Origin of the sequence: Neisseria gonorrhoeae, from assembly GCF_013030075.1 — a bacterium.
Lineage (GTDB): Bacteria > Pseudomonadota > Gammaproteobacteria > Burkholderiales > Neisseriaceae > Neisseria > Neisseria gonorrhoeae.
This window is the reverse complement of the sequence record NZ_AP023069.1, coordinates 554957-575498: the sequence shown is the minus strand read 5'-3', so window position 1 is coordinate 575498 and position 20542 is coordinate 554957. Positions and strand designations below refer to the sequence as shown.

The 20542-nt window shown below is 54.0% G+C and carries 20 protein-coding genes; 6 read left to right on the top strand and 14 right to left on the bottom strand.

The window, feature by feature from the left end; all coding sequences use genetic code 11:
- The gene (locus HT085_RS12020; RefSeq protein WP_255294324.1) at window positions 1–129 is read right to left on the bottom strand and encodes a hypothetical protein; all 129 of its coding nucleotides are present in this window, start codon (window positions 127–129) and stop codon (window positions 1–3) included.
- 50 nt (window positions 130–179) lie between these two features.
- On the opposite strand from HT085_RS12020, the gene HT085_RS03070 reads away from it, so the two are divergent.
- A complete protein-coding gene (locus tag HT085_RS03070; RefSeq protein WP_003691393.1) occupies window positions 180–1733 on the top strand; it encodes a fatty acid--CoA ligase in 1554 nt (517 codons plus the stop codon).
- Window positions 1734–1822: 89 nt separating this feature from the next.
- On the opposite strand, the gene HT085_RS03065 is transcribed toward HT085_RS03070, so the two are convergent.
- From HT085_RS03065 to purM, 3 genes are all read right to left on the bottom strand, one after another.
- Window positions 1823–3850: a BCCT family transporter gene (locus HT085_RS03065; RefSeq protein ID WP_003691396.1), complete on the bottom strand. Its 2028-nt coding sequence runs from the start codon at window positions 3848–3850 to the stop codon at window positions 1823–1825.
- Window positions 3851–3983: 133 nt separating this feature from the next.
- Window positions 3984–4637 (bottom strand): IS1595 family transposase, encoded by a 654-nt coding sequence (locus tag HT085_RS03060; RefSeq protein ID WP_017147274.1) that lies wholly within the window; start codon window positions 4635–4637, stop codon window positions 3984–3986.
- 1002 nt (window positions 4638–5639) lie between these two features.
- Window positions 5640–6674: a phosphoribosylformylglycinamidine cyclo-ligase gene (purM, locus tag HT085_RS03050; protein WP_003691398.1), complete on the bottom strand. Its 1035-nt coding sequence runs from the start codon at window positions 6672–6674 to the stop codon at window positions 5640–5642.
- Between the two features lie 240 nt (window positions 6675–6914).
- On the opposite strand from purM, the gene HT085_RS03045 reads away from it, so the two are divergent.
- The 3 genes from HT085_RS03045 (at window position 6915) to HT085_RS03035 (ending at window position 9173) form a co-directional block, all read left to right on the top strand.
- A complete protein-coding gene (locus HT085_RS03045; protein ID WP_003689039.1) occupies window positions 6915–7103 on the top strand; it encodes a hypothetical protein in 189 nt (62 codons plus the stop codon).
- Window positions 7104–7362: 259 nt separating this feature from the next.
- Window positions 7363–8352, top strand: coding sequence for a tyrosine-type recombinase/integrase (locus HT085_RS03040; RefSeq protein ID WP_003689040.1), 990 nt, complete (start codon window positions 7363–7365; stop codon window positions 8350–8352).
- Between the two features lie 341 nt (window positions 8353–8693).
- Window positions 8694–9173: a DUF4760 domain-containing protein gene (locus HT085_RS03035; RefSeq protein ID WP_002241413.1), complete on the top strand. Its 480-nt coding sequence runs from the start codon at window positions 8694–8696 to the stop codon at window positions 9171–9173.
- 59 nt (window positions 9174–9232) lie between these two features.
- Here the strand turns inward: HT085_RS03035 and HT085_RS03030 are convergent, their stop codons facing one another.
- The 6 genes from HT085_RS03030 to HT085_RS12015 all read right to left on the bottom strand — a co-directional run bounded on the left by HT085_RS03030 (window position 9233) and on the right by HT085_RS12015 (window position 13979).
- On the bottom strand, window positions 9233–12280 hold the full coding sequence (locus HT085_RS03030; protein ID WP_172763935.1) for a tape measure protein: 3048 nt from the start codon (window positions 12278–12280) through the stop codon (window positions 9233–9235).
- Window positions 12281–12309: 29 nt separating this feature from the next.
- Entirely contained in the window at window positions 12310–12459 is a 150-nt protein-coding gene (locus HT085_RS03025; RefSeq protein WP_003691402.1) for a hypothetical protein, read from the bottom strand.
- Between the two features lie 311 nt (window positions 12460–12770).
- Window positions 12771–12944: a hypothetical protein gene (locus HT085_RS03020; protein WP_017146757.1), complete on the bottom strand. Its 174-nt coding sequence runs from the start codon at window positions 12942–12944 to the stop codon at window positions 12771–12773.
- Entirely contained in the window at window positions 12928–13272 is a 345-nt protein-coding gene (locus HT085_RS03015) for a hypothetical protein (RefSeq protein WP_003695464.1), read from the bottom strand. The genes HT085_RS03020 and HT085_RS03015 overlap by 17 nt, the downstream gene beginning before the upstream one ends.
- Window positions 13273–13812 carry an NlpC/P60 family protein gene (locus tag HT085_RS03010; protein ID WP_050163081.1) on the bottom strand — a complete coding sequence of 180 codons (540 nt, stop codon included), beginning with the start codon at window positions 13810–13812 and terminating at the stop codon, window positions 13273–13275.
- A 41-nt stretch (window positions 13813–13853) separates the two neighbouring features.
- Window positions 13854–13979, bottom strand: a complete 126-nt coding sequence (locus tag HT085_RS12015; RefSeq protein WP_255294325.1) for a hypothetical protein — start codon at window positions 13977–13979, stop codon at window positions 13854–13856.
- Between the two features lie 39 nt (window positions 13980–14018).
- Between HT085_RS12015 and HT085_RS03005 the strand changes: the two genes are divergently transcribed.
- The gene (locus HT085_RS03005; RefSeq protein ID WP_003689049.1) at window positions 14019–14255 is read left to right on the top strand and encodes an AbrB/MazE/SpoVT family DNA-binding domain-containing protein; all 237 of its coding nucleotides are present in this window, start codon (window positions 14019–14021) and stop codon (window positions 14253–14255) included.
- Window positions 14255–14602 (top strand): type II toxin-antitoxin system PemK/MazF family toxin, encoded by a 348-nt coding sequence (locus HT085_RS03000; protein WP_003689051.1) that lies wholly within the window; start codon window positions 14255–14257, stop codon window positions 14600–14602. Before HT085_RS03005 ends, HT085_RS03000 begins: the two co-directional genes overlap by 1 nt.
- A 367-nt stretch (window positions 14603–14969) precedes the next feature.
- Here the strand turns inward: HT085_RS03000 and HT085_RS02995 are convergent, their stop codons facing one another.
- The 4 genes from HT085_RS02995 to HT085_RS02980 all read right to left on the bottom strand — a co-directional run bounded on the left by HT085_RS02995 (window position 14970) and on the right by HT085_RS02980 (window position 20406).
- Complete coding sequence (locus tag HT085_RS02995; protein WP_003691408.1) at window positions 14970–15302, bottom strand: hypothetical protein; 333 nt, start codon at window positions 15300–15302, stop codon at window positions 14970–14972.
- Window positions 15303–15773: a hypothetical protein gene (locus tag HT085_RS02990; RefSeq protein WP_003691410.1), complete on the bottom strand. Its 471-nt coding sequence runs from the start codon at window positions 15771–15773 to the stop codon at window positions 15303–15305.
- Window positions 15774–15843: 70 nt separating this feature from the next.
- Window positions 15844–16149: a hypothetical protein gene (locus HT085_RS02985; RefSeq protein ID WP_003689058.1), complete on the bottom strand. Its 306-nt coding sequence runs from the start codon at window positions 16147–16149 to the stop codon at window positions 15844–15846.
- A 111-nt stretch (window positions 16150–16260) separates the two neighbouring features.
- On the bottom strand, window positions 16261–20406 hold the full coding sequence (locus HT085_RS02980) for a phage tail protein (RefSeq protein ID WP_172763934.1): 4146 nt from the start codon (window positions 20404–20406) through the stop codon (window positions 16261–16263).
- Window positions 20407–20542 lie beyond the last annotated feature (136 nt).

The window sequence follows — 20542 nt, the reverse complement described above, 5'->3', positions numbered from 1 at the left end:
TCAGACGGCATTCAGGTCAGACATAGGAAGGACGGGGGCGAACCTCCGGCATGCGGCGCAAAGGCGGCGTTTGATATGCCGTCTGAAGGCAAAGATGATAAACTGCCGCCTTCCGTTTTCAGACGGCATATTGTTTTCAAATGAGGGCATTCGCCGTCCGCAACCATAAAGGAAGTTTCATGAACCGGACTTATGCCAATTTCTACGAAATGCTCGCCGCCGCCTGCCGCAAAAACGGCAACGGCACGGCAGTGTTCGACGGCAAGGAAAAAACCGCCTACCGCGCGCTCAAGCAGGAAGCCGAAGCCGTCGCGGCGTATCTGCAAAATATCGGCGTGAAGTTCGGCGACACGGTCGCGCTGGCGGTTTCCAATTCCACAGAATTTATTACCGCCTATTTCGCCGTCTCCGCCATCGGCGCGGTCGCCGTACCGATGAACACATTTTTGAAAAACAGCGAATACGCGTATATCCTGAATGACTGCAAGGCGCGCTTCCTGTTCGCCTCGGCCGGCCTGTCAAAAGAATTGGCGGGCCTGAAGGCGCAAACGCCCGTCGAAAAAATCATTTGGACGGACAAAAGCCGGCCGGCCGGCGAAACGGCGGAAGGCGATGCCTTTTTTGAAAACGTGCGCCGCTTCCCCGAAAAACCCGACTTGGGCCGCCAACCCCGGATAAATGATTTGGCACACATCATCTACACCTCCGGCACGACGGGGCATCCCAAAGGCGCGCTAATCAGTTACGCCAACCTGTTCGCCAACCTGAACGGCATCGAACGCATCTTTAAAATTTCCAAACGCGACCGCTTTATCGTTTTCCTGCCGATGTTCCACAGCTTCACGCTGACGGCTATGGTACTGCTGCCGATTTATATGGCGTGTTCGATTATTTTGGTCAAATCCGTTTTCCCCTTTTCCAACGTTTTGAAACAGGCCCTGCTCAAACGCGCAACCGTGTTTTTGGGCGTACCCGCGATTTACACCGCGATGAGCAAGGCGAAAATCCCTTGGTATTTCAGATGGTTCAACCGCATCCGCCTGTTTATCAGCGGCGGCGCGCCTTTGGCGGAACAAACCATCCTCGATTTTAAAGCCAAGTTCCCCCGCGCCAAATTGCTGGAAGGCTACGGACTGAGCGAAGCCTCGCCCGTCGTCGCCGTCAATACGCCCGAACGGCAAAAAGCCCGCAGCGTCGGCATCCCCCTGCCCGGTTTGGAAGCCAAAGCCGTCGATGAAGAATTGGTCGAAGTGCCGCGCGGCGAAGTGGGCGAACTGATCGTCAGGGGCGGTTCGGTGATGCGGGGCTACCTCAATATGCCTGCCGCCACCGATGAAACCATCGTCAACGGCTGGTTGAAAACGGGCGATTTCGTTACCATAGACGAGGACGGCTTTATCTTTATCGTCGACCGCAAAAAAGATTTGATTATTTCCAAAGGTCAAAACGTCTATCCGCGCGAGATCGAAGAAGAAATCCACAAACTCGATGCCGTCGAAGCCGCCGCCGTCATCGGCGTGAAAGACCGTTATGCCGACGAGGAAATCGTCGCCTTCGTCCAATTGAAGGAAGGTATGGATTTGGGCGAGGACGAAATCCGCCGCCACCTGCGTACCGTGCTGGCAAATTTCAAAATCCCCAAACAGATCCACTTTAAAGACGGGCTGCCGCGCAACGCTACGGGCAAAGTATTGAAACGGGTGCTGAAGGAGCAGTTTGAAGGAAACAAATGAACGCCGTGCCGTCCGAAGCCCCGTCCGGCAAAAAAATGCGGTGAATCTGATTCACCGCATTTTTTTGGCAAACGCCGGAGCGAGGATATTTACTCTGCCAATTCCACCTGCTCGTGCGCCATCAGTTCCTGACCGACATCATCCAACAACATCAAATAACGTTCGTAGTTTTTCAAAATGTCGGCAATCAGCTCGTCCTTGTTCATATACTGCACATCGTACCCGACGCGCCCGTCGAAAAAATAAGCGTAGGGTTTGTAAGTTGTCTGGTGCCGGATATGCGGCAGCTTGCCGTCGTTAATCAACTGGTCGGATACATCCTGCCCGACAGACTTAATCCCGTACATAAAATCGCGCATCGTCTCTTTCCGAATGACGAACTCGATTGCGGGCTCGTCCTGATGAAACATCTTATCGACCCGGACGCTCAAGCCGTATTCTTCCGAAAGCTCCCGTTGCAACTCGTGCATAGCGGGCGATGCGGTATGTTTGAGGAATTTTAAAATATCCTGCTCCTGCGTCTGGCTCATTATCCGCACCAGCCGTTCTTTCCACTTGCCGCCCGTCCAAAATACACTGGTAGGGTTGACCCGGGTCTCAAAATATTTCTTATCCGCACTCAAGCCTTTCCACAGGCTGAAACACATTATCAGCATCAGCAGGGCAAACGGCAGGGAAACAATCAGGGTCATAGACTGCAGGTTGCCGAGTCCGCCCGAGCGCATCAGCAAAACGGCAACGGCAGACATCAGCACGCCCCACATAACCGCCTGCCACCGTGGCGCGCTCAAGCCTTTGTCCCGAGAGGTAATATTGTTCAGGACATAAATCCCGGAGTCGGCAGAAGTTACAAAAAACAGGGAAATGACCAGCAGGCTGACGATGCTCGTCAGTTCGGGCAGGGGGAGGTAATTAAAGAATTTAAAAAGCAGCGTTTCCGGAGAGGAGGTCATCTTTTCGAGCATTCCCCCCGCAACCCCGTCATTCAGCCAAATCGCCGTATTGCCGAAGACGGTAAACCACAAAACGCCGAACAGGCCGGGGATGAGCAAAACCCCGAAGACAAACTCGCGGATGGTGCGCCCCTTTGAAATGCGCGCGATAAACAAACCCACAAACGGCGCCCAAGAACACCACCACGCCCAATAAAGCACCGTCCAAGATTCAAACCACGGCTTGTGTTCCCGTTCGTACGCATAAGTTTTCAAACTGAGGCGCACCAGATTTCCGAGGTAGTTCCCTATGTTGTCGCCGAATGCCGACAACAGGTAAACAGTGGGGTCCGCCGCCAAAACAAAAAACAGCAGCAAAAACGCAAGGCCCAGGTTCAACTCGCTCAACACCTTCACGCCCTTCCCCACGCCGGATATTGCCGAAACGACGGCGAGGGACATTACGGCGGCGATAATCAAGACCTGCACGCCGAAGCTGTTTTCGGCAATCCAGCCCATTTCCTGCAATCCGGCGCCCAGTTGCGAAGCCCCGAACCCCAATGTGGTGATGATGCCGAAAAAAGTAGCAAGCAACGCCATAATATCAATGGCATCGCCGAACCTTCCGGAAATTTTTTCTTTCAACAGGGGGTAAAAACAAGAACGCAGGGCAAGCGGCAGTTTGTAGCGGAAACCGAAATAAGCCAAAGCCAATGCAATCGTACCGTACACCGACCAGGCGTGAACGCCCCAATGGAACACCGTGTGCAGCAATGCCTGCTGCTGCCTGTGTTCCGGCGCGCCGACCGTAATGTCCGAAAAATAATGCATCAACGGCTCTGCCACGCCGAAAAACATCAGGCCCACGCCCATCCCGGCCGCAAACAGCATCGCCAGCCACGACAGGAAGCCGAATTCCGGCACATCTTCATCCCGTCCTAGCCTGATGTTTCCCAAACCGCTGACCGAGAGTATCAGCAGAAAACCCAGAAAAATGGAAAACGTTAAAACATAAAACCAGCTGAACTCGGTAAAAATGACTTCTTTTGCCCGGTCGAGCCACATCTGCACCTGATCCGGCACGGTTAAAACCAATACCACCAAAACACACACAAAAAACAAAGTCGTCAAAATAACCATCGGATTAAATGACGTTCGGCGTTCTATAAATTCAGACAGGGACAAACCTTCTCACTCCTTTGTTAAAAACAGACAAACCCGGTCATCGGGCAAAGTAGTCAAAACCTGCCGGCAAAATACCGGCTTCCGGATGACGAAATGCACAAACCGGCCGAAATGGGGCTGTACTAGATTATCCCTAAATTCCACACCGATCCCGCAGGATTTTTAGCTGCCGGGGCGGTGTGCCGAAGTTAAGTCGAAATTCGCATTCCCTCAACAACGGCGGGAAAGGTTTACGATCGATTCCGTTGTATTTCCGCAAGGCGCGTTTTGCCTGATTCCAAAAGTTCCCAATGCCGTTAATGTGGTTCCGACGGTCTGCAAATTCCTTGGAACGGTTGATGCGGCAACGGGTAAAACCGCCCGCGTCCGACTTGCCGCGGCTGCCCGGGCTATCGGCATAAACAATACCGTCCGGCATGATTTTCTTTTTGACGGCAGGGAGCAACGTTTCAGGCTCGGCATCGTCCGCGGCAACGGTATAGGCCCGCCCGTTGCGTTTCGGAATGCCGAAGACAACCGCTTTTCCTGCCGCGCCGCGACCGCGTCTGCCTTTACGCCGTCCGCCGAAACAGCTTCCGCCCGGCCCGGCGGGGCCCTCGAAAACCTCATCGGCAGCCAAGGCCAAACGATGGTTGGCAACCGTGCGGATTTTACGGTAAAACAGTGCCGCCGAATCGGGATGGATACCCAAAATATCGGCGGCAGAACGGGCGGTAACTTCCGGTACAAAAGAACGGAGCGGTTCTTTTTGTACTTCTTTCTTTAATTTGCAGTGTGTTATCTTCATATTTCGAGGGTAACATATCTGCTAATCTGGTACAGACCCGAATAGTGTCATGTTCTTCACTAAGAGATAATTTATCTTCATTATATGGATTACCGAGTTTTAAAAAATTTGCTGCTTTTTCTATAGCAACTTGCCAAGTTTTATATTTATCGTAATTTTTATCAAAACGTACTCCCCCTTGTTTATTGGATAAAAAAGTAATTATCTGATTCATATTAAAAATATTTCCATTATGGAAAACTCGTTTTAAAGTTAAAAATTTTTCAGCAGGACATAAAATTATATTTGTTTCAGCATAGATTATTGGTTCACCAGAAAATTCTTGTGATGAATGATATATAGGGCTAATAATTTTTCCGCCTAAATAAACTCCACCAGCCATATAGAGTGGATTAAATTTAAACCGGTACGGCGTTGCCTCGCCTTGCCGTACTATTTGTACTGTCTGCGGCTCGCCGCCTTGTCCTGATTTTTGTTAATCCGCTATATTATTTAAGCGAACTTCTTGGTTTTTGTTTGGTTCGTTACGGTCGCTCCGGATAATCAGCCCTTTCGGGCGCGAATGCTGTGAAGGGTCGGCAGGTTTGACCGTAATATCCGCATTGCCGGTTACGGTATTGTCCGCATTATTAAACTCAAAACCGATGGGTTCGCCGGAATCGGTACGATTGACTGAAATAGCATTTATCGCGCGGGGGGGGTGGGGGGGGGGCGGAAAAAGCCGTTACAGACATAGATGAAATCAAAACACTTAAAATTGTTTTATTATGGACGGATTGCTTCATAAAACGCTCACATTTCGGAAAATAGGATAAATACGATGTAGGAATAAACAATATTTTATGATTATATCATTTTATAGCATTATCGAAATATGATGAAGAAGTTTAAGCCGCCATACCGGGCAAAATATCAGTTTGCAGAACTGTGTTGCGGATACGCGTTTGGAAGATGCGGAAATGCCGTCTGAAACAAATTCAGACGGCATTTGATGCTTGGAAGTCAGGCAACTTGGGTTTGATGCTCGTTCCCTTGACGCTCTCGGATGCAACCCAAACGGTACACTGTCTCGCCCTGCCCGCTCAGGAATGACCGAACCGCATCGGCATCTTCGGCAGCAACGATGACGACCATACCGATGCCGCAGTTAAAGGTCCGGTACATTTCTTGGGTTTCCACATTGCCCGCCTTTTGAAGCCATTGGAAGAGCTTGGGCAATTCCCACGATTCGGCATCGATTTGGGCAACCGTGTTTTTAGGCAACACGCGCGGCACGTTTTCGGTAATGCCGCCGCCGGTAATGTGCGCCATACCTTTAATGGTAAATTTTTCCAAAGCGGCAAGAATCGGTTTCACATACAGACGTGTCGGCGCAATAACGGCTTCACGTAAAGTTTTGCCATTATCAAACTCGGCATCCAGATCGGGATTGTCGCGTTCGATGATTTTACGGATAAGGGAATAGCCGTTTGAATGTGCGCCGTTGGAAGCCAAACCCAATACCACATCGCCCGCGCCGATGCTGAGGCCGGTAATGACATTCTCTTTTTCCACCACGCCGACGGCAAAACCCGCCAAATCGTATTCACCAACGGGATACATACCCGGCATTTCGGCAGTTTCCCCGCCAATCAGGGCGCAGCCGGATTCTTCGCAACCTTGGGCAATGCCTTTGATGACATCGGTCGCACGCGGAACATCCAATTTACCGCAGGCAAAATAATCCAAGAAAAACAATGGTTCAGCTCCTTGAACCAAAATATCGTTGACACTCATTGCAACAAGGTCGATGCCCACCGTATCGTGTTTGTCCCAATCGAAGGCAAGTTTGAGCTTGGTACCCACGCCGTCCGTACCGCTGACCAATACGGGGTTTTGATATTTTTTGCCGATTTCGACCAATGCGCCAAAACCGCCCAAATCCCCCAATACTTCCGGACGCATGGTGCGTTTGGCAAACGGTTTGATTTTTTCGACCAGTTGGTCGCCTGCGTCGATACCGACGCCCGCATCGCGGTAACTCAATGAAGTACTCATCGTTTTTCCTTGGTAAATGGGGATTGGACGGTAAAATAACGGGGCGTATTCTACCTTATTTCGCGTTTGCAGGTTCAGATTTTTAGACAATATTGTAAACAATCCGCCATATGCCCGCGCGTGTCGGGTTTGGCGGGGCCGTCCGCAGGATTAACGGGCAGAAACCCGCCTGCCCTTCCCCTCAATTTCTTATATATCGCGTTCCATCAAAAGACGCATTGCTTTTCTTAACCATTCCTTTTGGCAGACGGGCGGAAGGGTTTTTTTGATGCCATCATCAAAATCAATATTTTCTTCTTTCCGGTTAAAACCCCGACATTAGGGGCGGCGAATCCGATTGCGGGCGGAAGCACCCGCTTCCGATTCGGTGCGGAACAAATGGCGGTGCTTTATGTGCCGTTTTGTGTGTTGAAACACATAGGCAGATAAAAAGCCGCCCGCTGAAAAGCAGACAGCTTATATTTTGTGCCACCGAATTGTCCCAATAATCATTAACAATATGATTTATATATTTTTATTGGTGCGGACGGAGCGCATCTACGCTTATTCTACGTCCGCACTTCTTTCGTCTTTTTAAATCTATTTATCCCTACATATCAAAGCATTAAATTTAATATAGCCCTATTTTGCCCCGCTTTATATCTGTTTTGCTCTATTATATTTGCACCCGAATTGCACCCGAATAAATATGGCAACCATCACTCAACGTAACGGCAAATGGCGCGTACAAATCCGTATGAAAGGCGTTTCCCGTTCCGCCACATTTGAGCGGGCATCAGACGCGAAGGCGTGGGCGGCGCGAATAGAGTCGCAAATTATGGACGGCATCCAAGGCAATGCCCCGCGAAATACTATCTTTGCCGACCTTATCCGGCGGTATTTATCCGAGGTTACACCATCAAAGCGGGGCGCACGGGAAGAATCATACCGCATTGGACGCGCACTAAAAACACCTTTGGCAAAGGTGCGGCTTGCCGACCTGCGCCCTCAAGACTTCGCCGATTGGCGAGATCAACGGTTGCAGGAGGTATCCCCCACCAGCGTCGGACGCGAATTAACCACTTTATCCGCCGTCTGCGAACACGCCATGAAAGAGTGGGGACTTCTTCGCGAAAACCCTGTACGCAAAATCAGCAAGCCGAAAAAAAGCCGGGCAAGGACAAGACGGCCAACCGAGCAGGAAATTGCCGATATTTGCGCCGCCCTCCTATACCGGCCTAATGAGAAACCGAAAATGGCGGTGCAACGGGTTGCCGTTGCCGTCCTATTTGCCATCGAAACCGCCATGCGGGCAGGCGAAATCTGCGGCCTAAAATGGGCAGATGTGAATATGCGGCGTCGTATTGCCCACCTCCCAATAACTAAAAACGGCGACAGCCGTGACGTGCCATTATCCTTGCGAGCCGCCGAACTAATAGAGCAACTGCGCGGAATTGATGACACATGGGTGTTTAGCCTGGATGCCAAAAGCCTTGATGTATTATTCAGGCGAGCGCGGGATAATTGCGGCATACAAGGCCTGCATTTTCACGACACCCGCCGCGAAGCCCTCACGCGCCTATCAAAAAAAGTGCCTGTGGAGGTCTTGGCAAAAATCAGCGGGCATCGGGATTTAAGGATTTTACTCAATGTTTACTACCGCCCCGACATGGCGGATATTGCAAAAATGTTGGATTAAAATATTTTTATTTAAAAACATAGGGCACACTGCGTATTGAAAATAAAGAGGAAAATTAATTATCTTCGGTTTCAAAGGTTCATTAAAAAAGAATCTATAAAAAATGCCGTCCGAAAGCCCTTCGGACGGCATTTTTATTGAAAGGCTCTCTTCAACCGCTTTACACGAAGGCGGTTTTTTTGTATAGTCCGGTCCGCGGGGTGCGGAATCTTGAAAATAGTCAGGCAATGCCGTATATTCCGACGCAAGGATTTATTCTCAACATCAGCTTAAGGGGATGACAATGGGGCATATTTATTCGGAAAGCCGTGATTTCCGCCTTTCGGACGGCTGGGACGGCAATGACTGACAACCTAATACAGATAGCAACGCCGATATTGACTGTTATCGGCGTTTTTGTTGCCGCTTACGGCATCATGAGGAATACGGAAAACGCCAAAAAGCGCGCCACCATCGACATGATCATGGCCGAACGTAACAATGCCGCCCTTCAAGAAGCCATAACCATAGTAAACGGGCTGGCAAAAACAGACGGATGCATACTCGCCACCTATACATCAGATACCCCGGACAAGAAGAAAGACCGTGAAGCCATACTGACAGTTTTAAACCAGCGCGAATTTGTCTGTGCGGGCGTATTGGGCGGGGCGCTGCACGAGAAAATGTATAAAGATTTCGAATACTCCATGCTGTTACGCGACTGGGACAACCTAAGCAGCTTCATTTTTGAAATACGCCGTATCAGGAGCGCGCCGACGGCCTTTCAAGAATTTGAAGCCGTAGCCCGGAAATGGAAGAAAAAGCCTCTGAAAACCAAATAGCTTAATAGCTTGACGTACGCCGCAACATAGGCCGTCCGAACCTTTCGGACGGCATTTTCTCAGACAAATTTAAAGTCCCGTTTCATCTGCTTCAAGAGCTTCGCCAAATCGTTTTTATGGATGAAGTCGCCGCCTGTCGAATTGATGATGACGGTGCTGCCGCCTCCCTGCTGATCCGCCATTTCACGGATGGTTTGCGCGTGTTCGGCAGGCAGGACCATCTCGTTTTCGTGCAGTTGGGTCAGCGGGTTGATGCCTGCCGGGATGTCCCAGCCGCCTGCCGCCGAGGGAATGCGCGTCGTGGTTGTGGTCGTTTGAGAACCGCCGCCGCCGCCCATCAGTCCCATTACAGCCGACATCATCGCCGCCATAGCCGCAACGGCAAGAATCGGGCCGACATATGGGATATGCGCCTGGGAAGCCGCCGCGCCTGAAGCCGCTTGAACAGCATTACTACTGACAACCGCCGTTGTCTCGGTTGCCTTAGTTGCCGCCGTCTTGGCTGCCGCCGCTGTCTCCAGCGTTTCCTTAGTTCCGAAAATCATCTTGTAAATGGCCGATTCCTCAACCATGCGCCGCATCAAGCCCGTCAAAGGTTTCGTAACCATTTCCTGAATAAAGGTTTGCCCCATACTCTTGAAAAAGCCGTTCATCGCCTGCCTGAAATTCTGCGCCCTCGCCAGCATGGCGGTGAACGCCTGCCCCATCTGCTGCTGTGCTTCCTGCCAAACGTTCCTGCCGCCGTCTTGCAGCATTTCCATGACGTTGGGCGCGTCTTTGCGGCGTTGGTTTTCGCGTTTGCCCTCGTTCTTCGCCTGCGTCCGTTCGTGCCCCCGCCCCAATTCGCCCATTTGGGCCTTGAGCTTGCCGATTGCCGCCTGACTGTATGCCGGGTCTTGTTCGGCAAGTGCGATCCGTTCCTGCAATGCGTCATAGGCAATCCGGTAACGTCGGTTTTCAAACTCGATTTCCAAGTCCAGGCGTTCGAGTTGCGAAATACGTCCGTCTGCCAGGGCTTGGTCTGCCGCGTCTTTCTCCATCTCCAGCTTGTGCTTGTCCAATTTCTCCCATTCGGCCGCCTGATTCATTTTGGCTTCGGTTGACTGCTTCGATAATTGGTCTTCAAGCGTCAGGATTTTTTCGCGGATTTTTACGCCTGTTTTTCCGTTGGCGTCCACCGTTGCCAGCTTCGCCCGCCAATATTCCGCCTCACGCGCCAAATCCCATTCTTGGTGCGTGAGCGTTTCGCGCTGCATTTCGCGGTGTGCGAGTTTTCGGGCTTTGATTTCCCCTTCCCAAGCCTGCATCGGGTCTTTGGCCGCGCCCGGACCGCCCGAACGGGATTTGCCCCCTTTGCCGCCGCCCTGATTTGCGCCCGGCTTTTTCCGGGCGGTTTTGGCGTGTCCTCCGCCGCCGCGTCCCTTGAGGGCATCGGCTTCGTGAATATCGGCGGCCCGTTCGCGGACGGCATTTGCCATTGCGCCGGCGCGGTCTTTCGTCAAGCTGTCATGAATACGCTCGCCAAGCCCGCCGTCGTCCATCCGCCCCATCCGAACCTTGTTCAGCTTTCCAATGCCCGATATCCCGGCCATCGACGCGGCTTTGTTGGCAAAGTCAATCATGCTGTTAATCATGCCTACCGCTTTGTTTATCATCCGTTCGATCGCGGAAATAAACACGTTGCCTATGGCCTTGCCGAGATTGGCGAAGAATTGCGGCATATCGTTTGCGGCTTCTTTAATCAGCATCCAGCCGGTTGCGAATATGTTGATATAAACGTTCACATACGCGCCGATTGCGCTTGAGATGACGCTCATCACGTGCCCGAACAACGACGGCCAGCCGCCCGCGCCCTCGTTCAGCCGGCCTGTCAGCCCGTCAAACCACGATTTGACGGTTCCCACCGCTTCCCCGACGGTTTCCGTGATGATTTGCCAAACCGCCCGAATCACATCGGAAAGATTCGACCAGCCGCCGCCGAAAACATCGATTTCATCGCCGAATTTCGCAATCAGCCCGACAACCGTGCCGATTGCGACGGCAATAATCCCGAACGGGTTTGCCAGCAGTGCAAGATTCAAAGCCAGTGTCGGTGCAACGGCGGCGGCAACGGCAACGGCAAAACCTGCGACGATCGGAACAACCAAATTAAGGTTATCCGCAATCAGTTTAATAACGGCGGCAATCCCCGACATTGTGCCGCTGTCGTTCAGCAGTTTTGAAACCATGCTTTGCCAGTTGTTCGAGAACACCGTCAAAGCCTGCCCCATCGTCACGGGCATTTTGGCCGCCTGCTCCCCGAACTTCTCCGACGCGCCGGAAATGGCTTTGAAAATCACATCCGCCGTCAATTTCCCTTCGCTGCCCAGCTTTTTGATTTCAGCGCGGGATTTGCCCATATATTCCGCAATGGTATCCAGCAAAATAGGTGCGGCTTCGGAAATGGATTTAAATTCATCGCCCTGCAATACGCCGCTGCCCAAAGCCTGCGATAACTGGAACAGCGCGGCGGCCTGTTGTCGCGCGCCAACGCCGCCGATGGTCATCGCGTTGTTGGTTGCCTCGGTGAATTTTAAAATTTCCTGCTGCGTGTAGCCGTAGTCTTTCAACGCGCGGCTTGTGGAAACGTACAGGTTTGCCGTTGATTCAAGCGATGCACGGGTACGGTTTGCCGTATCGAGAAGCTGCTGCTGCACGGCCAGATACTCCGTTTCAGACGACGTGACTTGTCGGACTTGGCTGTTTATCGACTGCATCGCATCGGCGGTATCAAGCACCGATTTGGCGAAGTCTGCGGTTGCTAATCCTGCCAGCAGTTTGGTCAGCCCCGATAAGCCTGAGCCGATTTTACCCACTTCGGCCCTAACCTTTTCAGACGCCTGTTGCGCCTGATTGCCCGCCGCTTCAAATCCCGCTTTCACATCGGCGTGCAAATTGCGCATGGTCTCGTGCATACTGTCGATTGCAGCTTTAAAGCCCTTTGCGGCATTATCGCCGCTGCTGCGCATCTTTTCCGCCGCCTTATCAGCATCGGCGGCGGCCGAATCAAAACCCTGCTTCGTATGGTTTTCTACCGTTATCCTGACTTTGGCTTCCAAATCGCTCATTTACAGCCCCAAATAAAAAAGCCGTCTTTTCAGACGGCATAACGTTTCAACATTTCCCGATAATTCGCCAATTCCCGTCCGGCAAACTCAAAGGCCTTCAAATCGGCACGATCGCCCGCATTTCGGCGCCCGTCCGGCCGGCAGGCGGTTTGTTTTTCACAAAATCCTTCGGCGTTCATCTCTGCACCCTGTCAAAATAAAAGGCTTTTTTGCAACCGCTTTACACGAAGGCGGTTTGACGCGCAGGGAATACAAATGCCGCCTGAACCTTTCAGAGTGCGAAGCCTGCCCATAGGGTACGGCATTTTCATTTCCGCCCATTATTGGTGCGCCTGATAATTTTGTATAACGCCCCCTTCGCGCAAACAAAACGGCAAAAATTTGCCGCGTCCGCCCGATATGTAAAAAATCGGGGGGAATGCCGACGCTTCCCCCGATGCGGCCGCCAACCCGGAACCGACGGTTCGGTTGCAAACTTCCGGTTGGCAACTCAATCCGCGCCCAACGCCCGTACCAGCGCGCCGTGCCGCGCCTTGCAGTCCTTGTACAAGCCGATGACTTGCAACGACCACGGCAGCACGTCCGCGCCCGTGTTCCCTTCAAGGTGCGGCAGTTTCGGGCAGGGCCGCACCAAATCGGCGGGCGGCTTAACCGCCGTCGTCAACGGCGGCGTTGAGTTCGCGCACGCCGTCAGCATCAAAACAGGCATTGCGGTACACAGGTTTTTCAATGATTTTAAGCGTTTGCACATAGCGCACCCTTTCTTTTTCCTCACGCGCCGCCTTTTGCGCCTGATACGCGGCGGACGATTTGCGGGCGTGTTCGGCGTGTTCGACCGCGGCGGCTTTGAGGCGTTCCGAAACTTCCGACACCGCCGCACCGTATCCGCGACGGTATTGCGCCGCCCTGTCCAGCTGCCAAGAAACGGCGAAGAACGCGATTGCGGACAAAATAAGCAGCGGCTTCCAATTTTTCAGCAAAGCCCCAATCATTTACGCCTCGCCCGCGCCCTGTTTCGCCGTGGCGGCGGCGGCAGTCAACCGGTAACGCCCTTCGGCGGGGGACGAAGGCACGGCTTTGCCGCCAATCAGCTTGGACGGCCAGAAGTAGCCGTCAATGTCCGCAGGGTCAAACGGGATGATGGATACCATATTGCCCTGATTGCCGCCCAAGCCCAAGATTCTGCCTTCCGCGTCTTTGCCGACAACGAAGAAAACGTGTCCGCCGCCCCGGCGCGGTTTGACCGCGATGCAGCCGTATGCGGGGGCTTCGAGTTTCGTCAAACCCGACATTGACCAGGCTTTGGCGCGATACCAGTCCCTGATGACCGCGCGTCCCGCTTTGCCCAGGCAGTGTCCGACAAACAGGCCGCACCACGGCGTATCTGTTTCTTTCCACCACGCTTTCTGCTCCTGATTAAAATTTCCCATTTCTTGCAGCATCGCTAAAAGCACAGGGTTTGACTTGCCATTCACTTTTTCGTGAGCGCCAAGGTATTTACGGGCTTCTTCAATCCATTTCAATTCTTTCATTTCTTTTCCTTCCGATAAAAGACGAGATGTAAACTTTCGGTTTACACCCCGGCCAAGCCTTTGATTGCAGGTTTCCGCAACACCGATACATCCGGTTTCACACGTTCCGTTTCCATCTCCACTCCTGTTACACGCCGCCGCTTGGCAAAATCCGTTTCAGGCGGCATAATGTATCGACAACGTATCTACAACACGAAAGCAAAACCATGTTGCGACTGCAAAAATGGGGCAACAGCGCGGCAGTCCGTCTGCCCGCCCGCCTCCTGACCGCCCTCAACGCCAAAATCGGCGACGCGCTGGAAACAGAAATCCGCAACGGCGAGCTGCTCATCCGCCCCGTCAAACGCTACCGCCTGTCCGACCTTTTGGCGGAAACGGAAGCCGCCCCGCCGCGCGCGGAAGGCTGGGAAGAAATGCCCGATGTCGGACAGGAGGGCGTTTGATGTATATTCCCGAGCGAGGCGACATTTTCCATCTTGCCTTCGACCCCGCCGCCGGTACGGAAATGAAAGGCGGCCATTACGCCATAGCCCTGTCGCCCAGAGCTTACAACCGCGCAACCGGCTTGGTTTACGCCTGCCCGATTTCACAAGGCAGGGCGGCGGCGGCAAGAAGCGGCGGTATGATTTCCACACTGCTCGGCGCGGGAACGGCAACACAAGGCAATGTCCACTGCCACCGGATGAAGGCATTGGATTGGAAAATCCGCCGCGCCGCCTTCCGCGAAACCGTCCCCGATTACGTGATTGAAGACGTATTGGCACGCATCGGCGCAGTACTGTTCGACTGACTTCAGAGTGCGAAGCCTGTCCGCAGGGGGAAGCATCCGTTTCCATACCCGCCCCTATTTCAAAGCATTCAAAATATCCGCCGGCTTCCAAATCAACGCCGTCAAAGGCGCGGCGCCCAAAACCGCATAAAACATACGGCGCAACACCGCATACTCGGCAAACAGCTTCAACATCTTGCGAAACTCCCTGTTTATGCTAAACTTCAAACAGATTTCTCCTTACCTCGGATAAGGTTAAATTCAGAAACGCCGCAGGGATTCCGCCCCTCGCGGCGTTTCGCCGTTTTCAAACCTGCCGCGTAATGTCGTGCGTCAGCCGGACGCGCCCGGAACACAGCGTCTTCACGCGCCGCGATACCGCTCGAAATCAATCTTTTCCATCCGAAGACCCTCCGTCTTTCACACCCGTAAGCTTTTCCGCCAAGCCGCCCAGATAACCGCGCAAAACCTTGGGCGCGAGCGCGCGCACCGTATCGAGCGCGTGCCCCGTCATCATCCCCGCGAACACCCCCGCCGCCGCGCACGTCCACGCCTGATCCAGCGGCACGAACCGCTCCGCCGCGGCCGCCGCCGCGATTGCAGAAATAAAAGCCTCCAGCACAGCCTGCACGGGGCGGCCGCGTTCCTGAAGGCTTGCCCACACCGCGCCCAGCACGCCGCCGGCCGCCGCAAACAGCAAACCGAACTGCAAGAACCCCATTCACGACCCCTCATCCGCCAAACCCCGCGACTTTTGCGCCGAAAACAAAAACCTCAACGCATTATTCCCCGCCAGCGCGCAGAAAAACGCCAGCAGCGGCGGAACGACCATACCCGTGTTCAAAGGCGGGTACGCCCCCCAAAACGCCACCGAAACCAAAAACCACACAAAGCCCGAAAACAGCAAAAGGTAGGCCGAAGCCACACAAGCCCTCACGCCCCGCGCAAACAGCAATGCCGTCTGAAGCAGCCCCGCCGCCGCCAGCACCCCCACCGTCCACGCCTCCGGAATATCCTGGAATTTGTAATAAATCCGCCACGCGTAAATCTCGTCGGGCGCAAGCGCGAACACCGCCGCGTAACCCGACAAGCCCAAACCGCTGACCGCCTCCAGCACCCGCGTCGCCGTGCCGAACAACCACGCCTGAAACCCGGCGGGCAAAAACCGCCGATTCAACAAAACCCTCAACATACCCGTCACACACCCCCCGGCAAAACACCGCGAAGCCGAAGCCCCGCAGTGTCCGACGCCGTCTGAAAACTTATTCCGCGTAAACCGGTTGCGCGTCTTTGGGGATGCCCGCCGCACCTTCCAACGCCTTGCGGTACACCCAACCGGGGTCGGGCGCGGTTATGTCCGTTTCCTGAAAATCCAATGTGCGCGCCAACAGGTAGCGTTTGCCCGATTTAAACGCATTTTCCGACACATAGCCGTTCAACGTCGCCGTAACATAACCGTTGCGGTAATCCGCGCCGATATGTTCGACGACGTGGTAGGCCGCACTCGCGCCGGTCATACCGTCCTCGACTGCAAAATTCAAGGCAACAATCTTTTTATCTTCAATCATTTCAAATCTCCAAAAGCCCGCTAGGGGCGGGAACGAAAATGCCGTCCGAGGTCTTCAGAGGGCATTGCCCGGACAAAACAGGAAAAACCCAAACGGCGGCATACGGGGGCGTCAGCCAACCTGCCAAACCTCGTTTTCGCGCGATTCCGGAATCAGCACCCTGATATTGCGCAGCTCGATATACTGCCACCAGTGTTCCACAAAAAACAGCAGGTTGGATTTCGGAACGGCAGTATTAAACTCCTCCTGAAACAGAGAATACTGTTGGGGCGCATGACCCCGGTATTTCTTAACCACTACAAACTTATCCGACCTGTCGAACGCAAGCATCGTACTCCAGTCGGCATTGGTAAAAGGCCGGTACTCGAACGATATGCCGTAGATATCGTCCGGCAACTGAAGCAGCCCGCCGTAAGCATTCCAATGTTTATACATCTGATTTTGGTAATCGTGTACACGCCGGTCGCCGCCCAAATAAACCTGCTTCTTACTGTCGTACCGGAAACTTTCCGCAAAGGTGCGCCAAACCATCCTCCCGAGCAGCTGCTTGTATTCGTAGTCGGATTGCGCCAAATACGAAACCGACACGAACGGCGAAAACACCGATTCGTGGGAAGCGAGCGACAACTTCAGGCTGACGGGTTTGCCCGCGGGGATGACTTGGATCTGGTACTCGAGGCGGGTTCTGTACCTTGAGCCGGATTGTTCGGTATAATCCCCGCCCCCCCTTGCCCGGGGGGGCAGGTCTTCGTACCTCCCGAAAGTTCGGCCGCGCCAAATATAATTGGTATAGTTCTCGGTTTCCCTGACTTCCCTCGGCGCAAGCACACCCCCGTTCAACAGCAGCTTTGCCTGCACCCTGTTGTTGCCGAACGTTTCCGAAACCACATAAAAATTCGGAATCAAAACCCTCGGCAGCGGGTCTTTATCCAAATCCAACACCCAAACGTTACCCTCCGTCCAACGCAGCCTGTGCGCCCTCAACACGTCGCCCTCGACGGACGAAGCCCTGACCGTACCGTTGAAATAACCCGAATCGGCCTCAATCCGGCCGCGTATTACCGCATTGTCGGCCGTCAGGATGCCGTCTGAAGACACCGTAAAATTACCCCCGCCGATATTCAGGCTGCCGCCCGTGATGCTTCCGAGATTGGAAGATACCGCGCTCAAATCGGCAACCTGAATCTTATCGGCAGTCACCGCGTTTGCCCCGATTTTATCGGCGGTAACGGCGGCAGCCCCGATTTCCCGCGCCGTAACGCTTCCGGCTTTCAGGCGGTTGGCATCCAGCGTGTCCGCCGCGATTTTGCCGCCGTGGATATCCCCGGCGTTCAACTTATCGACAACCGCCTTGCCGTTGACCACCAATTCGCCGTTGATGCCCACGCGGTTTTTCTGCGTGTCCACCACGAACGGGAACACATCCGCCTTCCCGGCCGCACCGATGCCGAAGCGGTCGGCATTCACGATAAACTTGCTTTCGGGCGTGCCGTTTTTCGGCGTAGTCGCCAAGCCGAAGCCCGCCACTTTGCCGTTTGCATCAACCTTGACCGTGTATTGCGCCTCCAAGCCGTTGATGCTTCGGGCGTGTGTCTGAACCGCCGCCGCATTGCCGTCCGCCGTCGATCGGACTGCCTCGACGCGCTCGTTGACGCTGCCCGCGCCGTTGCCGTCAATCAGGTTGATTTTGTCGCGCAAAGCCTTGTTCAGACTGCTTTCCGACAGGTCGGTTGCCGATACGTCGTAAACGGTAAACGATATGCTGCCGCTGATTTTCAGGTTATCTTTGCCGAAACTGTCGTAACCCGCCGCCCTCAAGTAATAGGTCTTTCCTTTCTCCAGCGGTTTGCCGCCGCATTTGGCGATGGTTATAAACGTTTCCGCGCCGTCATAGGCTTTGTTTGCGTCCGCGGCCGGGCAGGCTGCGTTTTCGCAAACCCAAACGATAATCCCTGCAAAGTCTTCTTCGTCAGGTTTTTGGCAGGTAAAAAACGCCTGTTTCAAACCGCTGTCGATGGAAATACCTTGTAATGCCTGCAGTTGCGGATTTTGCGCCGCGATTTGCGCCCAATTGCCCGTTTTACCGGTAACGGCACGCCCGCGAACCTTGAAGACAATACCGCGTACCTGGCCGCCGTCCGCCTTCATATCCGCCTGAGTGTAGGTGTAGCTGTTGTCAACGATGCCGTCAACCGCACGCAGACGGCGTCGGCTGCCGCCTGCGTAGATTTCCACGTCGTAGGTATCCGCGCCGTCCAATTTATCCCAAGCGATGACGGCTTCTTTGCCGTATGCCCACGATGATGTCAGGCGCAGGTTTTGGATTTGACCGAGCGGCGCGCCTTCGATGGTGTAGGAATACGCCGGCACTTCCGCCAAATCCTGAATGCCGCCGCCGAAAACGTTGTACGAAACCAGTTTGACCCAAACCGTGCGGCCAATCCAGTTGCGCGGCACGGCGTATTTGAACAATGCTTCGTCGATGCGCGCAAACCGGCTGCCCGCCGCGTGTGCGTTGACGGCGGAGCCGTACGCGCCGCGCGTCAGGTTGCCCAATGTGTAGCGTCCCACGCCCTTCAGTTCGGCGTCGGCGTATGCCAGAAATTCGCCGTCGACGTAGCACAATGTCAGCAAATCGCGGCTGTCCTGCTCCGTGCCGCCCGTCAGCTGCCCCGCCGAAATTTCCACGCCCAACGTATTTGTGCGGTCGAAAACCGCGCCGTCGGGCAAATCGGCGGTCAGCGCGCCGAAACGCGCCTTGCGGTTGACCGCGCCGACGCGGGTGTAGCTGTCGCCGTCCGCCGATACCCACACTTCGGCGCCGCCCCACATACCGCCCCCGGCGGTTGCCAGCCAGATTTGCGGTTCGCCGCCCGTCAGTTGCAACGGCGCTTCGAAAATTACCGGCACATGGGCGTTGCCCGGCGAAACGTTGTAGTCGGCCGAATAACCCGAAGACGGCTGCGTCGGATATTCCGACACGGTATAAACACCGGCCGGGCAGTCTTCGGCCTTGACGGATAAAACCCCTTCTCCGTCTTCTTCGATTTCCGTAATGCGGACGGGCGTTTTATTCAGGCCGAGCCCCGCGTCGGTCAGGGTTACGATGTCCATCGGCTCAAGCAGGCAGTATTTCCAACCCAGCTTAAACTCATATTCGTTGCGCACGTACAGGGCGCGTTGCAGCAGTTGTTGCGCCACTTTTTGCGCCACCTTCGCATCGCAAATGCCGTGCATCTTGACCGCGTCTTTCGGGCGCAATCCGTACTGCTCGATATTCGCCTGGTCTTTCGCTTCGGCGATGGCGACGTTGTAGTCGTTGTCCCTGTCAAGGTACTCGACCTGAATCTGATTAAACGCATCGGCATTGGTTTTGCGCCCGGCCTTTACAGGGTCTTGCGCGCCCGAAACGATAAAATCGTCATCGGTCAGGTCGTAGGCGGCCTTATTGTCGGCAACGTACACCGCGCCGTTCCCCGAATGGCTGCCGTCCCCGTAGGGGATGATTTTCAGGCGGCCTTGCGAAAATACCGCCGCGCTGTTGGTCTGCTCCAGCAGTTCGGAAATATTCCGTTGCGCCTCCCCCTGTTCCGTGTAGGCAGGGCTTAGGAAAATCCCGACGGCGCGGCAATAATTGCTGTACCGGTCGGTATCGCCGATGTTTTGGGACGGGAAACCGCAGCCGTAGCGTTGGTTCGTCAGCAAATCCAATACGATTTCGCGCGGGTTTGCATCGGGGATGTTGCCGGAATAGCCCGATTTCCCGATGACCTCGAAATTGTGCTGATATATTTGCGCCGATTTCGTCAGTTCGTAGTTCGGGCTGCACAAATAAGCCGTGCCCGAATAATTCAAGGCTTGGCCTTGGTGCTTCGCCTGTTGCAGGTGCGTCCACAACGGCTGCTCGTCGCCGCCGCGCATAAGCGTCAGGCGCAACTGTGCCGGCGAATCGAATTTCTCCTTGTCGCGCCAAACCCGCCCCACGCCCTGAATCTCGCCCTCGCACAAAGCAAGCATGACGGCGGCTTCGTAGGTATAGGAAATACCGACCTGTTTCACACCGCCGCCGCCCTTGCCGCCCTGACGCGTCGTAGTTTTATGCTCGATGGTGACGAAATCGCCGTACCAAATCAAATTGCCCGCCACGCGCGTCCTGCCGTAGATGACGGGCAGGGTCAGCCCCTGTGATGACCGCTGAACCTGTAACGATAAAATCCGCTCTTCGGCAGATGTAACGGTTGACGATTTACCACCCATAAAACCACCTCGAAACTTGCAAAAATTATCAAAATCGATATAATTTACTTATATCAAAACAGATATAAAATATGAAACCGTTAAATTTTTCAGGCGGTTCATTGGATTGCCTGCGGCAATTCCCCGAAAACGCCAA

Bases quoted from the DNA above. Each gene is read 5' to 3' on its own strand.
- HT085_RS12020 (WP_255294324.1), bottom strand. From the start codon at position 129: ATGCCGTCTGAAAACGGAAGGCGGCAGTTTATCATCTTTGCCTTCAGA.
- HT085_RS03070 (WP_003691393.1), top strand. From the start codon at position 180: ATGAACCGGACTTATGCCAATTTCTACGAAATGCTCGCCGCCGCCTGC.
- HT085_RS03060 (WP_017147274.1), bottom strand. From the start codon at position 4,637: ATGAAGATAACACACTGCAAATTAAAGAAAGAAGTACAAAAAGAACCG.
- purM (WP_003691398.1), bottom strand. From the start codon at position 6,674: ATGAGTACTTCATTGAGTTACCGCGATGCGGGCGTCGGTATCGACGCA.
- HT085_RS03040 (WP_003689040.1), top strand. From the start codon at position 7,363: ATGGCAACCATCACTCAACGTAACGGCAAATGGCGCGTACAAATCCGT.
- HT085_RS03035 (WP_002241413.1), top strand. From the start codon at position 8,694: ATGACTGACAACCTAATACAGATAGCAACGCCGATATTGACTGTTATC.
- HT085_RS03030 (WP_172763935.1), bottom strand. From the start codon at position 12,280: ATGAGCGATTTGGAAGCCAAAGTCAGGATAACGGTAGAAAACCATACG.
- HT085_RS03025 (WP_003691402.1), bottom strand. From the start codon at position 12,459: ATGAACGCCGAAGGATTTTGTGAAAAACAAACCGCCTGCCGGCCGGAC.
- HT085_RS03015 (WP_003695464.1), bottom strand. From the start codon at position 13,272: ATGATTGGGGCTTTGCTGAAAAATTGGAAGCCGCTGCTTATTTTGTCC.
- HT085_RS03010 (WP_050163081.1), bottom strand. From the start codon at position 13,812: ATGAAAGAATTGAAATGGATTGAAGAAGCCCGTAAATACCTTGGCGCT.
- HT085_RS12015 (WP_255294325.1), bottom strand. From the start codon at position 13,979: ATGCCGCCTGAAACGGATTTTGCCAAGCGGCGGCGTGTAACAGGAGTG.
- HT085_RS03005 (WP_003689049.1), top strand. From the start codon at position 14,019: ATGTTGCGACTGCAAAAATGGGGCAACAGCGCGGCAGTCCGTCTGCCC.
- HT085_RS03000 (WP_003689051.1), top strand. From the start codon at position 14,255: ATGTATATTCCCGAGCGAGGCGACATTTTCCATCTTGCCTTCGACCCC.
- HT085_RS02995 (WP_003691408.1), bottom strand. From the start codon at position 15,302: ATGGGGTTCTTGCAGTTCGGTTTGCTGTTTGCGGCGGCCGGCGGCGTG.
- HT085_RS02990 (WP_003691410.1), bottom strand. From the start codon at position 15,773: ATGTTGAGGGTTTTGTTGAATCGGCGGTTTTTGCCCGCCGGGTTTCAG.
- HT085_RS02985 (WP_003689058.1), bottom strand. From the start codon at position 16,149: ATGATTGAAGATAAAAAGATTGTTGCCTTGAATTTTGCAGTCGAGGAC.
- HT085_RS02980 (WP_172763934.1), bottom strand. From the start codon at position 20,406: ATGGGTGGTAAATCGTCAACCGTTACATCTGCCGAAGAGCGGATTTTA.